The 13,135-nt window shown below is 62.9% G+C and carries 13 protein-coding genes and 2 pseudogenes; 9 read left to right on the plus strand and 6 right to left on the minus strand.

Features of this window, described 5'->3' with window-relative positions:
* Positions 1 to 985: IS3 family transposase (locus tag WP12_RS09760; RefSeq protein ID WP_235399084.1), on the plus strand; the 985-nt coding region annotated here is incomplete at its 5' end.
* A gap of 124 nt (positions 986 to 1,109) precedes the next feature.
* Here WP12_RS09760 and WP12_RS09765 read toward each other — a convergent pair.
* Positions 1,110 to 1,709, minus strand: a pseudogene (locus WP12_RS09765) (acetyl-CoA C-acyltransferase); the annotation flags it as partial.
* A 152-nt stretch (positions 1,710 to 1,861) separates the two neighbouring features.
* On the opposite strand from WP12_RS09765, the gene WP12_RS09775 reads away from it, so the two are divergent.
* Positions 1,862 to 3,225 (plus strand): IS3 family transposase gene (locus WP12_RS09775; RefSeq protein ID WP_235399085.1). Its coding sequence is split into 2 segments (ribosomal slippage): positions 1,862 to 2,209 and positions 2,212 to 3,225, totalling 1,362 coding nucleotides; the frame shifts between segments, so codons are not numbered across the junction.
* Between the two features lie 80 nt (positions 3,226 to 3,305).
* On the plus strand, positions 3,306 to 3,629 hold the full coding sequence (locus WP12_RS24055; protein ID WP_084691069.1) for a LysR substrate-binding domain-containing protein: 324 nt from the start codon (positions 3,306 to 3,308) through the stop codon (positions 3,627 to 3,629).
* Between the two features lie 430 nt (positions 3,630 to 4,059).
* Here the strand turns inward: WP12_RS24055 and pcaD are convergent, their stop codons facing one another.
* The 4 genes from pcaD to WP12_RS09795 form a co-directional block, all read right to left on the minus strand.
* On the minus strand, positions 4,060 to 4,875 hold the full coding sequence (pcaD, locus tag WP12_RS09780) for a 3-oxoadipate enol-lactonase (RefSeq protein ID WP_011607945.1): 816 nt from the start codon (positions 4,873 to 4,875) through the stop codon (positions 4,060 to 4,062).
* A gap of 82 nt (positions 4,876 to 4,957) precedes the next feature.
* Positions 4,958 to 5,848, minus strand: a complete 891-nt coding sequence (locus WP12_RS09785; RefSeq protein WP_011607944.1) for a dioxygenase family protein — start codon at positions 5,846 to 5,848, stop codon at positions 4,958 to 4,960.
* 25 nt (positions 5,849 to 5,873) lie between these two features.
* A complete protein-coding gene (catC, locus tag WP12_RS09790; RefSeq protein ID WP_032073059.1) occupies positions 5,874 to 6,164 on the minus strand; it encodes a muconolactone Delta-isomerase in 291 nt (96 codons plus the stop codon).
* Position 6,165: 1 nt separating this feature from the next.
* Positions 6,166 to 7,323 (minus strand): muconate cycloisomerase family protein, encoded by a 1,158-nt coding sequence (locus WP12_RS09795; RefSeq protein WP_032073060.1) that lies wholly within the window; start codon positions 7,321 to 7,323, stop codon positions 6,166 to 6,168.
* A 90-nt stretch (positions 7,324 to 7,413) separates the two neighbouring features.
* Here WP12_RS09795 and WP12_RS09800 point away from each other — a divergent pair, with 90 nt between their 5' ends.
* Positions 7,414 to 8,322, plus strand: coding sequence for a LysR family transcriptional regulator (locus tag WP12_RS09800; RefSeq protein WP_011607941.1), 909 nt, complete (start codon positions 7,414 to 7,416; stop codon positions 8,320 to 8,322).
* Between the two features lie 3 nt (positions 8,323 to 8,325).
* On the opposite strand, the gene WP12_RS09805 is transcribed toward WP12_RS09800, so the two are convergent.
* A complete protein-coding gene (locus WP12_RS09805; RefSeq protein WP_011607940.1) occupies positions 8,326 to 9,099 on the minus strand; it encodes an IclR family transcriptional regulator domain-containing protein in 774 nt (257 codons plus the stop codon).
* Positions 9,100 to 9,221: 122 nt separating this feature from the next.
* Between WP12_RS09805 and WP12_RS09810 the strand changes: the two genes are divergently transcribed.
* The 5 genes and pseudogenes from WP12_RS09810 to WP12_RS09830 form a co-directional block, all read left to right on the plus strand.
* Positions 9,222 to 9,893, plus strand: a complete 672-nt coding sequence (locus tag WP12_RS09810; RefSeq protein WP_032073061.1) for a 3-oxoacid CoA-transferase subunit A — start codon at positions 9,222 to 9,224, stop codon at positions 9,891 to 9,893.
* A 17-nt stretch (positions 9,894 to 9,910) separates the two neighbouring features.
* Positions 9,911 to 10,564, plus strand: a complete 654-nt coding sequence (locus WP12_RS09815; protein WP_011607938.1) for a 3-oxoacid CoA-transferase subunit B — start codon at positions 9,911 to 9,913, stop codon at positions 10,562 to 10,564.
* Positions 10,564 to 11,772, plus strand: coding sequence for a 3-oxoadipyl-CoA thiolase (pcaF, locus tag WP12_RS09820; RefSeq protein ID WP_011607937.1), 1,209 nt, complete (start codon positions 10,564 to 10,566; stop codon positions 11,770 to 11,772). The genes WP12_RS09815 and pcaF overlap by 1 nt, the downstream gene beginning before the upstream one ends.
* A 98-nt stretch (positions 11,773 to 11,870) precedes the next feature.
* Entirely contained in the window at positions 11,871 to 12,848 is a 978-nt protein-coding gene (locus WP12_RS09825; protein WP_046193538.1) for a helix-turn-helix domain-containing protein, read from the plus strand.
* 39 nt (positions 12,849 to 12,887) lie between these two features.
* Positions 12,888 to 13,135 (plus strand): annotated as a pseudogene (locus WP12_RS09830) (IS6 family transposase); the annotation flags it as partial.

A 13,135-nucleotide genomic window follows, 5' to 3' on the forward strand; every position in this document is an offset into this window, starting at 1 on the left:
ATCTCAAACTGCGCGCGATCACCTCGGAATGCTGCGCGCACAATTCGCGGAACACTGCGCGCCATTAAATCGGAAGCCCGCGCGCCATCAAATCGGAATGGTGCGCGCGATCACCTCGGAATCCGCACGCTACCTCGAAGGCGGGCCGGAGGCGCTGGAGGATCGGCCATCGGCGCCGAGCCGGGTGTGGAATCGCATCGGCAACGATATCCAGCAGCAGATCGTCGAGATGGCGCTGGACCAGTCCGAGCTATCGCCCCGCGAGTTGGCTGTGCGCTTTACCGACGAGAAGCGCTACTTCGTGTCGGAATCGACGGTTTACCGGCTTCTGAAAGCCCATGACCTGATCACCAGCCCGGCCTTCATCGTGATCAAGGCGGCCGATGCGTTCCACACCAAGACGACGCGGCCGAACGAGATGTGGCAGACCGACTTCACCTACTTCAAAATCATCGGTTGGGGCTGGGTGTATCTGTCGACCGTGCTCGACGACTTCTCCCGCTATGTCATCGCCTGGAAGCTTTGCACCACCATGCGCGCCGGGGACGTCACCGACACGCTGGAACTGGCGCTTAAAGCCTCGGGCTGTTCGTCAGCCAGGGTCGTGCAAAAGCCCAGGCTGCTCAGCGATAATGGTCCGAGCTACATCGCCGAGGAGCTGGCCCAATGGATCGGTGCCAACGGTATGAGCAATGTCCGCGGCGCCCCGATGCATCCCCAGACCCAAGGCAAGATCGAGCGCTGGCACCAGACCCTCAAGAACCGGATCCTGCTGGAAAATTACTTCCTGCCCGGCGATCTGGAGACCCGGATCGAGGCCTTCATCGACCACTATAATCACCGCCGATATCACGAAAGCCTCGGCAATGTGACGCCCGCCGACACCTACTTCGGCAGGGCTGACGCCATCATCCAACAGCGCGAAAGGATCAAACGGAAGACCATCGAACACCGACGCTTGCAGCACCGCAAGCTCGCCGCTTAATATCAACCCCAGGACGAGGCCCGCGCTCCGCTAATCTACGCCGCGATCTGCGCCAAATGTTCTGACGACAGACACCTCTATCGCGGTCGGGACCGGCAGTCGTGCTGGTGGATGGAAGCTTAGCTCAGCGTTCGATGCACATGGCGACACCCATGCCGCCGCCGATGCAGAGGGTGGCGAGGCCCTTCTTCGCGTCCCGCTTCTGCATTTCATAGAGCAGGGTGGTCAACACGCGGGCACCCGATGCGCCGATCGGATGCCCGATTGCGATCGCGCCGCCGTTCACATTCACCTTCTCCGGGTCCCAGCCAAGTTCCTGCCCAACCGCAAGCGCCTGAGCGGCGAAAGCTTCATTGGCTTCGATCAGGTCGAGGTCGGCGAGCGACCAGCCTGCCTTTGCCAGAGCGTTGCGCGATGCGGGGGCGGGGCCGATACCCATGATCGCAGGATCGACGCCGCAGGTCGCAAAGCCAGCGATGCGCCCAAGCACCGGCGCGTTGCGCTGCGCAGCATCTGTCGCCGTCATGAGGACCAGCGCGGCGGCGCCGTCATTGATGCCGCTGGCGTTGCCTGCAGTTACTGTTCCGTCCTTCTTGAATGCCGGGCGTAGGCCCTGCATCGCCTCCAGCGTCGCGCCTGCGCGGATATATTCGTCCGCATCGACGACCGTGTCGCCCTTGCGCCCCTTGATCGTGACGGGGACGATCTCATCCTTGAAGCGGCCCCAGACGAGGCCCGCACTCCGCTAATTTACGCCGAGATCTGCGCCAAATGTTCTGACGACGGACACGTGTCCGCCGTCAGCACCAATGGCACAGATTTGAGGTTGTGATTTAAGGAGGGTTGGGGCTTCGTCGTAGTGACGAAGGAACGAAGATGAAGGCTCAACCCTCCTTGAAAAAATCGCCGACAAAGGCCCCTGCTGAGCGAGTTGTGAAGGATATTCGGCGCCAGACCCGTCGCCACTTCTCGGCTGAAGACAAGATCCGCATCGTGCTCGACGGGCTGCGTGGCGAGGACAGCATTGCCGAGCTGTGCCGCAAAGAAGGCATCGCGCAGAGCCTGTATTACACCTGGTCGAAAGAGTTCATGGAAGCGGGCAAGCGCCGCCTGGCTGGTGATACCGCCCGTGCCGCGACCACTGGCGAGGTGCAGGACCTGCGCCGCGAAGCCCGCGCCCTGAAGGAATGCGTGGCCGACCTGACGCTGGAAAACCGGCTGCTCAAAAAAAGCATGATTGCGGATGGGGGCGACGAAGAATGAGGTATCCTGCATCCGAGAAACTCGAGATCATCAGGATCGTCGAGCAGTCGCACCTGCCCGCCAAGCGCACCCTGGACCAGCTAGGCATCCCCCGCCGGACGTTCTACCGCTGGTATGATCGATACCTCGAGGGCGGGCCTGAGGCGCTGGAAGATCGGCCATCGGCGCCGAGCCGTGTGTGGAACCGCATCGGCGACGACATCCAGGACCAGATCGTCGAGATGGCGTTGGATTACAGCGAGCTGTCACCGCGCGAACTGGCGGTGCGCTTCACCGACGAGAAGCGCTACTTCGTGTCCGAAGCCACGGTTTACCGCCTTTTGAAGGCCCACGACCTGATCACCAGCCCGGCTTATGTCGTGATCAAGGCCGCCGATCAGTTCCACACCAAAACCACCCGGCCGAACGAGATGTGGCAGACTGATTTTACCTACTTCAAGATCATCGGCTGGGGCTGGATGTATCTGTCGACCGTGCTCGACGACTTCTCGCGCTATATCATCGCCTGGAAACTGTGCACCAATATGCGCGCCGAGGACGTCACCGACACGCTCGACCTCGCGCTCAAGGCCTCGGGCTGCGACAGCGCCACCGTGCTGCACAAGCCCAGGCTGCTCAGCGATAATGGCCCCAGCTACATCGCGAGCGAACTGGCTGAATATATCGAGGCCCAGAACATGAGCCATGTGCGCGGTGCTCCGCTGCACCCACAAACGCAGGGCAAGATCGAGCGCTGGCACCAGACCCTGAAAAACCGCATCCTGCTGGAGAACTACTTCCTGCCAGGTGATCTCGAGGCTCAGATCGAGGCCTTTGTCGAGCACTATAATCACCAGCGCTACCACGAGAGCCTGAACAACGTGACGCCCGCCGACGCCTACTTCGGCAGGGCCGCAGCCATCATCAAACAGCGTGAAAGGATCAAGCGGCAGACCATCGAGCATCGGCGCTTGCAACACCGCAAGCTCGCCGCGTAACATCAACCCCCAGACGAGGCCCGCACTCCGCTAATTTACGCCGCAATCCGTGCCGAATGTTCTGACGACGGACAGAATGCATCGCAGGTACAGCGGGCGCCTGGCATTTTAAGGTTCACGATCAGAAAATCACCCATCGCCCGAAGGGACGTTTCGGGTGCAATAGCGGGCATGCGGTCATGGAGGCCTGCGTTTCAGGTCTCGGTGACTGTCAGCTTCCCGATTTCTACGTCATGCCTTTTCTACAGCACGGTATGGTAGAGCTGTTGCTGGAATATGCTCAGCCCGATGACGAACCGATCTGGGCTGTTTATCCACAGCGCCGACATCTTTTGCCGAAGGTTCAGCAGGTAGTCGATTGCCTTGTTCAGGAACTCGGTCCTGCGATGAATAGCCGAAAGTGACAGCAAGATGCTTGGGGATGGGCGCCTTGCTAACTGCGATTAATCACTGCCGCATGTAACCTGTGATCAACTTAACGAACTCAGTGTCACATGCCCAGCTTTACTTTGAACTAAGCATAGGGGAGTTAATGAAGTGCCGGATTGCACCCCAATGTTCCTGCCGGTTAGAATATACACTTTCTGTCCCCGATAGAAATGACATCCTTTTGAGGACAGCAGGGTTGCGTGGAACCTTCGGGATAGCGCAATGCAGACCCTGCTGATGGCGTGACGTTTGAGTTGGCGCCGTCGAGCCGGCGTCCATTGATCTTCGCGGGAGCATCCGGCATCGGATAGCCTGGGGCGCGCGGGCTGATCCTGGCGGGCAGGGGCATAGGTGTTCCGCTGCCGGTGATGCGGCGCATTCGCCTGGATCTGCTTTGCCGCCCACCTACAATGAATCGATGCCGACGACAGTTTCAGCCCGCAGAAAGTCCGACACCTGCGTACCGAATTCGGCGGGGCGCTCCACATTGGCGAGATGCGCTGTGTTCAGCATGGCGAGCCGGCAGCGGGGGATCGTGGCGGCCAATGCTTCGCTATGCGGTGGCGGCGTGGCTGGATCTTGGCTACCACCAATGATGAGGGTTTCATTCCGGATCAGCGCGATAGTGGAACGCATGTCCATGTCCCGTATGGCGGCGCAACAGCCAGCATAGCCCTGGCTATCGGTCGATTGGAGCATCGCGACTATCGGCGCGATGGCGTCGGGTGAGCTTGCCACGAAGTCGGCGGTGAACCATCGCTCAAGCGACGCCGAGGTGAGGGGCGCCATGCCGCTTTCGCGCACCAGGGCGATCCGGGCGTCCCATGCCGAAGGCGGCCCCATGAAACTTGAGGTGTTGGCCAGAACCAGCCGGCGGACCCGATGTCCTTCGCGGATGCCCAGCCATTGGCCGGTCATGCCGCCAAGCGAAAGGCCGCAAAAATCAATCGTTTCTATCTCCAGCTGGTCGAGAAGTTCGATGACGTCTCGACCCAGCCGATCGAGCGAATAGCCGCCGACGGGCGCATCCGACGCGCCGTGGCCGCGCTGATCATAGCGCAGCATTCTGAAATGGGCGCTCCAGGCGGCAAGCTGCGGTTCCCACATCTGCATGTCAGTGCCCAGGGAGTTGGACAGCAGCAGGATCGGGGCACCTTCTTTACCATCGAACCGATAGGCGATGCGGCAGCCGTCTCCCGTAATAATGAACTGCTTTTCCATCGCCTTCGCCCTATCAATTCCGTTCGTGCTTAACCGCCCCTCCCCACAGATGGGGAAGGGCGGCTTTTGTTAAGGTCGCTTGTCAGACGGCCAAGCGGCTGCGAGCGGAGAAGCTTTCATCCGTTGCCTCAGCAGACTTCTGCAACTGGAAGTCGAACGCGATATGGACGGTGTCGCCCTGACGGTTCGGGACTGGCAGCAGACCTTCGCGGGTGCCGAACGCAAAGTCGTCGGCTGCGAACGGATCGTCACCGAAATTGATCTGCGTCGTCAGCGTGCGATAGCCCGGCGCTTCTACGAAGAAATGCACGTGGGCAGGACGGTTGCCGTGACGGCCGACGGCTTTCATCAGCTGATCGGTCGCGCCGCCGGGGGGCACGCTGTAGCCATTGGGCATCTTCGAATGGAAGGAATAGCGCCCGTCCTTGCCGAGCTTGATCCGGCGGCGGTTATTGAACGGCGTCTGCTCGCGCGTGGGGTCGAAATGCGAATACCAACCCATCGAATTGGCGTGCCAGACATGCAGAATGGCATCGGTGACGGGCTCACCATTCGGGCCGGTGACGGTGCCGGACATGTACAGCGTGCCGGTATCGTCCGCGTCGTCGGAAAGGTTGACGTCACCTTCGACCAGCGGCGCGCCCGCGACATAGAGCGGCCCTTCAATGGTGCGCGGCGTGCCGCCCGACAGCCCGGCTTCCGCGTCCTTGGCATCCATGTAGAGGTCAAGGAAATGTTCCAGGCCAACGCCCGGCACGATCAGGCCGAATTCACCGGCGCCCTTCTGGAAAAAGTCTATCGCTTTCCAGAATTCGCTTTCGTTGATGTCATGCTTGACGATGACCGTCATCACCGCTTCGACGAGGTCGCGGGTAATGGCCTTGAGCCGACGGTCGCCGCCCTCCACATCGACGCCGCTGGCGCGGTCGAGAAGAGTTTGGACGGGTTGAGTCTTCACAAAATCAGTATTCATCTGATCTCTCCTGGGAATATGATTCTTAGCGATCGTCTTCATGAATCGACGAAGGATGTCGGCACAGCGGCGCCACGCGGATATCCATGAACGGAAACAGAGGCAAAGTCATCAGCAGATCGTGAAGTTCTGCATTGCTTTCGACATCGAAGATACTGACATTGGCATATTGCCCGGCAACGCGCCAGATGTGCCGCCACTTACCGGCACGCTGAAGCTCCTGAGAAAGCGCCTTTTCAGCCGCCTTCAGTTCGTCAAGCCGCGCCGGATCGTAATCCAGCGGAATATTGACATCCATTTCAACCTTGAAAAGCATTTCAACCAGCCTTTGCTGTAGGAATCGATATGGTGGCGCGGGACGCGTCGCGCCGCAGGAACGACAAGCGATCATCGTCCAGCTCCACGCCAAGGCCCGGCCCCTTGGGCACGGCCAGCGAGAAGTCCGAATAATCCAACGGCTCTTGCAGAATTTCCTCCGTCAGCAGCAAGGGGCCGAAAAGCTCCGTGCCAAAGGACAGTTGCGGGAAGGTTGCGAAGACATGGGCAGACGCGATCGTGCCGATGCCCGCTTCCAGCATGGTGCCGCCATAGAGCGCGATCCCGGCCGCGTCGGCGATCGCCTGCACCTGCTTTGCGGCGAAAAGACCGCCCGACTGCTCGATCTTCACGGCAAAGACATCGGCGGCTGCCTGGTTGGCATGATCATAAGCGGTCGTAGGGCCTTGCAGCCCTTCATCGGCCATGATCGGAATCGCCGACCGCGCGGCCAGGCGTGCCATGCCGGCGAGATTATGCCGGATAAGCGGCTGTTCAACCAGGTCGCAGCCGACTTCCGCCAGCATCGCAACGCCGGTGCGTGCCGTGGTTTCATCCCACGCCATGTTGACATCCACGCGAACGCTGGCGCGGTCGCCAAGCGCTTTCTTGATGGCGCCGACATGGGCGACATCGTCCGCCACGGGCCGCTTGCCGATCTTCAGCTTGAAGGCATTGTGCCGTCCGCTGGCGATCATCTGCTCGGCTTCTTCGATATCCTTGCCGGTGTCGCCGCTGGCGAGGGTCCAGAGGACGGGCAGGCGATCGCGGACGCGGCCGCCGAGCAGTTCGCTGACCGGCAGGCCCGCACGCTTGCCCTGCGCGTCGAGCAGCGCGGTTTCGACGGCGCATTTGGCGAAATTATTGCCGACGACATGCTTGGCGATTTGCGCCATCGCGATGGCCGGCCGGGTGGGATCGCAGGCCTGCAATATCGGGGCGATATAGGCGTCGATGTTCGTCTTTATGCTTTCGGGGCTTTCAGGGCCGTAAGCCAAGCCGCCGATCGTCGTTGCCTCGCCCGTGCCGACGATGCCGTCGGAACAGTGGACGCGCACGATGCAAAGCGTCTGCCTGTGCATCGTCGCCATTGCCAGCACGTGCGGCCGGATAGTGGGTACGTCGACGATGAACGTGTCGACGCGATCAATTGTCACCATTGTCGGGTACCTTTCCATGAATGAAATAGCGGGTTGAACGGGATTCCAGAAAGACTTAGTCCGCATCCTATGATACCGGAGTAGTATAGTATGGAACTGCGCCACCTTCGATCGTTCATGGCCGTCGCGGCCGAGCAGAATTTCACCCGAGCCGCAGACCGCCTTGGTATCGCGCAGCCGCCGCTGAGCCGGCATATCAAGGAACTGGAGCAGGACCTGGGCGTGGCGCTGTTCGACCGGGGTAGCCGGCCGGTGCGCCTGACCGAGGCGGGCCGCATCCTGCATCAACAGGCAGCGCAGATATTGGCGAGCATCGACCAGATCCCCAAGACCATGCAGCAATATGCGTCCGCGCAGCAGCCGCGCTTCGTCATGGGCGTGGTGGGATCCATCATGCACGGCGCGCTGGCCGAGATGGTGCGGCGGTTCCGCGCCCATGCGGCGGACACGGACGTCGAGCTGGTGGAGATGACGACGATCCAGCAGGTCGCGGCGCTGAAGGCGGGCCGGATCGACGCCGGCCTTGGCCGCGTGCGCGTGGACGACCCGGCGATCCGCCGCGAGATATTGTTCCAGGAACCGCTGGTGGCGGCGCTTTCGCCCACCGACTTGCCGGCGCAGCCGGACACCGAGGTCAGCCTGGAGGCGCTGGCCGCCGGCACGCTGATCATCTACCCCAGCCAGCCGCGCCCCAGCTATGCCGACCAGCTGCTGACGATCATGCGCGACCATGGATGCAACCCCCGCCGGATCATCGAAGTGCGCGAAGTGCAGACCGCGCTGGGCCTGGTCGCCGCCCAGTCGGGCCGCGCCATCGTCCCGGCGTCGATGCAGAACATCCAGCGCGCGGACATATGCTATGTGCCGATAGCCGAGCGGCCAACATCGCCGATCATATTGAGCCAGCGCCACGCCGATACGACCGACCGCGCGGTGCTGATCCGGGATATCGGCCATGCGATCTTCAGGGAGATCGAGGCCGAGACGGCGCGATCCTGAGGATCAGGCCGGGCGCAGCAGCCCGGCGGTACGTCGCAGCGCCGGCAGCAGGCGCGCCTGCACATCGTCCATCGACACGCGCGCCGCCGACATGCCGACGTTCAGCGCCGCCATCACCCTGCCCCGGTCGATCACCGGAACCGCGATGGAGCGTAGCCCCAGTTCCAGTTCCTGATCGACCAGCGCGTAACCGTCCGCCGCCGCCCGCCTGATCGTCACCAGCAACCGGGGAATGTCGACGATGGTATGCGGCGTCAGCGCGCGCACCTGCGTCCGGGCGAAATAGGCGTCCTGCTCTTCATGCGATCGCCCGGCCAACAGCACCCGGCCCATGGAGGTGGGATAGAGTGGCAGGGTACTGCCGACCTTCAGCCCCACCGCCATGATGCGGGACGCTTCGGACCGCGCCACATAGCAGAGGGCGTCATCCTCCATCACGCCCAACGAACAGGATTCCCCCAGTTCATCGCGCAGCGAATCGAGCAGCGGCTGGGCGCGCACGGCAAAGGCGGTCAGCGAGAGGTAGGGATGGCCGAGCGCCGTCGTCTTGCGCCGCACCGAATAGCCGCGCAGATCATGGCCGACATAGCCAAGCTGATGCAGGGTATAGAGGCACCGCCGCACCGCCGCGCGGCTGAACCCCAGCGCCCGGCTGGCTTCGGCGATGGACACCGGCCGTTCACGTTGCGCCACATATTGCAGCACGGCGAGGCCACGGGCGAGTGAGGCCATATATTCGGGATCACCCGGCCTTTCGATGTCGCGCGGCGCTTCCACGGCAGCTCCAAAAATAACCGATTATCGGACAGGACGCCGATTATCGGTTGACTCAGGCGCGCGCAACCTCTGTTTCGCGCGGGAGCATCCGCACGGAGTTGAAGAGCGTGATTGACAAGAGCATGAGTTCCGCCGCGGCGGCCGTGGCCGACATTCGGGACGGCGCATCGGTAATGATCGGCGGCTTTGGCACGGCAGGCATGCCCGACGAACTGATCGACGCGCTGATCGCGCGCGGCGTCGGCAACCTGACCATCATCAACAACAATGCCGGCAATGGCGAAACCGGCGTCGCCGCGCTGATCAAGGCCGGGCGCGTGCGCAAGATCATCTGTTCCTTCCCGCGCCAGTCGGATTCGCACCATTTCGACGCGCGCTACCGCGCTGGCGAAATCGAGCTGGAACTGGTGCCGCAGGGCAATCTGGCCGCGCGCATCCAGGCCGCCGGCGCCGGGCTGGGCGCGATCTTCACGCCGACCGGATACGGCACGTTGCTGGCAGAGGGCAAGGAAACCCGCGAGATCGACGGCAAGCAATATGTGCTGGAACATCCCATCCAGGCCGATTTCGCGCTGATCAAGGCGCATCGCGGCGACCGCTGGGGCAACCTGACCTACCGCAAGACCGCCCGCAATTTCGGCCCGATCATGGCGATGGCGGCGAAGTGCACGATCGCGCAGGTGGCGCAGATCGTACCGCTGGGCGGCATCGACCCGGAAATCGTCGTGACACCGGGCATCTTCGTCCAGCGCGTGGTCGAAATCGCGCCCGCCAACGCCACAGCTTCGGCCTGATCAGGAGCCTGCACCCCATGCAACGTCTGAACCGTGAACAAATGGCCGCCCGCGTGGCGAAGGACATTCCTGAAGGCGCCTATGTCAATCTGGGCATCGGCCTGCCCACGATGGTCGCCAATTACCTGCCCACCGACAAGGACATCTTCCTTCAGAGCGAAAATGGCCTGCTGGGCATGGGCCCCGCCCCGGCGAAGGGCGAAGAGGATTGGGAACTGATCAACGCGGGCAAGCAGGCGGTGACGCTGCTGACCGGCGGCTGCTTTTTCCACCATGCCGACAGTTTCGCGATGATGCGCGGCGGCCATCTGGACATCTGCGTGCTGGGTGCCTTCCAGGTGTCGGTGAATGGCGACCTGGCGAACTGGCACACGGGTGAACCGGGCGCGATCCCGGCCGTGGGCGGCGCGATGGACCTGGCGATCGGCGCCAAGCAGACCTTCGTCATGATGGAATTGCTGACCAAGCAGGGCCAGAGCAAGCTGGTCGAAAGCTGCACTTACCCGCTGACGGGCCTCGCCTGTGTGTCGCGCGTCTATACCGACCTCGCCGTGTTCGAAGTCGGCGCGGCGGGCGCGAGCGTGGTGGAAATGGTGGACGGCCTGTCGCTGGATGAATTGCAGGGGCTGGCCGGCGTGCCGCTGCGCGCGGCTGAGGGAGCGCGTAACTGATGGCCGAAGCCTTTATCTGCGACGCCGTCCGCACGCCGATCGGCCGTTATGGCGGCATATTGGCCGGCATCCGGGCGGATGATCTGGGCGCGCTGCCGATGAAGGCGCTGATCGAGCGCAATCCGGGGCTGGACCCGGCGGTGATCGACGAGGTCTTCTACGGCTGCGCCAACCAGTCGGGCGAGGATAATCGCAACGTCGCGCGGATGAGCCTGTTGCTGGCGGGCCTGCCGCATGGGGTGGCGGGCGTGACGCTGAACCGGCTGTGCGCGTCCGGGCTGGAATCGGTGGGCGCCGCCGCGCGCGCGATCCGCACGGGCGAGATGGGCGTCGCTATCGCCGGCGGCGTGGAAAACATGACCCGCGCGCCCTTCGTGGTGGGCAAGGCGGGCAGCGCCTATGGCCGCGCCCAGCAGATGGAAGACACGACCATGGGCTGGCGCTTCGTCAACCCGGCGCTCGACGCGCTCTATGGCACCGAAACGATGCCGCGCACGGCGGAAAATGTGGCGCACGACCATGGCATCAGCCGCAAGGATCAGGACGCTTTCGCGCTGCGCAGCCAGCAGCGCGCCGTCGCCGCGCAACAGAACGGCTTTTTCGACGAAGAGATCATCACCGTCGTCACGCCCGGTCGCAAGCGGGGCGAGACGGTGGAGGTCCGCACCGACGAGCATCCCCGCGCCGACACGACGATCGAGGGGCTGGGCAAGTTGAAGCCGCTGTTCGGGCCCGAGGGCACCGTCACCGCCGGCAACGCGTCGGGCATCAATGATGGCGCGGCGGCGATGATCATCGCCAGCGAGGCGGCGGCCAAGGCCCATGGCCTGACGCCCCGCGCGCGCATCCTGGGCATGGCGTCGGCCGGCGTCGAACCCCGCGTGATGGGTATCGGCCCCATCCCCGCCACGCAAAAGCTGATGGCGCATCTGGGCCTGACGATCGGCGATTTCGACGCAGTCGAACTGAACGAAGCCTTTGCCAGCCAGTCGCTGGCGGTCGTGCGGCAGCTGGGCCTGGCCGACGATGCGGACCATGTGAACCCCAATGGCGGCGCCATCGCGCTGGGCCATCCGCTGGGCATGTCAGGCGCACGGTTGGCGATGACGCTGGTGCATCAGCTGGAAAAGAGCGGCGGCAGGCGCGGACTGGCGACGCTGTGCATCGGCGTCGGCATGGGGCTGGCGTTGGCGGTCGAGCGGGTCTGACGTGCGCCCCGCCCCTCGCTTGTCCCATCGAAAGGCATAGGCTATTGTCCACAGTGAGGACTTATCCTTATGACCCAGCGAGGGCCGAGGCGTCAGGCATGTCTGAACTTCAAATGATGGCCGGTTCACCAGGCAAGAGCTGGCGCCTGTTTGAGTCTTCGGACGTCGATGAAACGCGCGAGAAGATTTCGCGCGTGCTGCAACCGCATCGGCTGGCGCCCCTCAATCGGGGCAAGCATCAGGGGTCGATGAACTATGTCTCGCTCGGCAGCATCGGGATCGGGACGATTCGCTTCGGCGAAATGGCGATCGATCTGGACGAGGTCGAAGGCTATCATCTGTTCATCTTCTGCCTGTCCGGCAAGGCGGAACTCAACATCCATCGCGAAACCATGGACGCAAGCGGCACGCAGGGCGTCTATGTCGCGCCGGGCACCCCCCTGCGCGGGCGGTTCAGCCATGATTGCGAACAGCTGGTCCTGCGCGTCGACAAGCGGGCGCTGACCGCGGCCAATGAAGGCAACCTGCCGCATTTCCGCACCCGCATCGACATGAAGGCGCCCCTGTCCTCGCCTTGGGCCAGTATCCTCAATTCCCTGATCGGCGACGACAGCGCCATCGGCATGGTGCAGGGCGACGAACGCATCGCCCGCAATTATGAGCGGTTGCTGCTGAGCCTGCTGCTGGCGGGCGAGCAGGACGGCGCGCCGGCCCGCGCCAGCATCGCGCCGGCGGCGGTGCGCAAGGCCGAAGCCTTTATGCGGGAACATTTCGCATTGCCCATCACCCTGGGAGATATCGCCACGGCGGCCGGCGTGCCGGCGCGAACGCTGCTGGACAATTTCCGCAAGTTTCGCGACGAAAGCCCAATGAAGGCGCTGCGGCGATATCGGATGGACCATGCGCGGATGTTGCTGGAAACGGGCGAATGCAGCAGCGTCACCGATGCGGCGCTGGCGTCCGGGGTGTCGCATCTGGGCCGGTTCTCGCGCGATTTCCGGGAGCAATTCGGCCGGTTGCCGTCCGAGATCCAGATGAGCGACGCCTTCGCCTGGGCTCTGTTGCAAAAATCGTGAAGCTTGAGCATGCTTGGCGGAGATTGGACGGACGGAACGATGACGGATTTCAAGTGGCGCCATTTCCAGGGTGATGTGATCCTGTGGGCGGTGCGCTGGTATTGTCGCTATCCGATCAGCTATCGCGACCTTGAGGAAATGCTGGCGGAACGCGGCATTTCGGTCGACCATACGACGATCTATCGCTGGGTCCAGTGCTACGCCCCGGAGATGGAGAAGCGGCTGCGCTGGTTCTGGCGGCGTGGCTTTGATCCGAGCTGGCGCCTGGATGAAACCTACGTCAAGGT

The organism is Sphingomonas sp. SRS2 (genome assembly GCF_000971055.1).
Lineage (GTDB): Bacteria > Pseudomonadota > Alphaproteobacteria > Sphingomonadales > Sphingomonadaceae > Rhizorhabdus.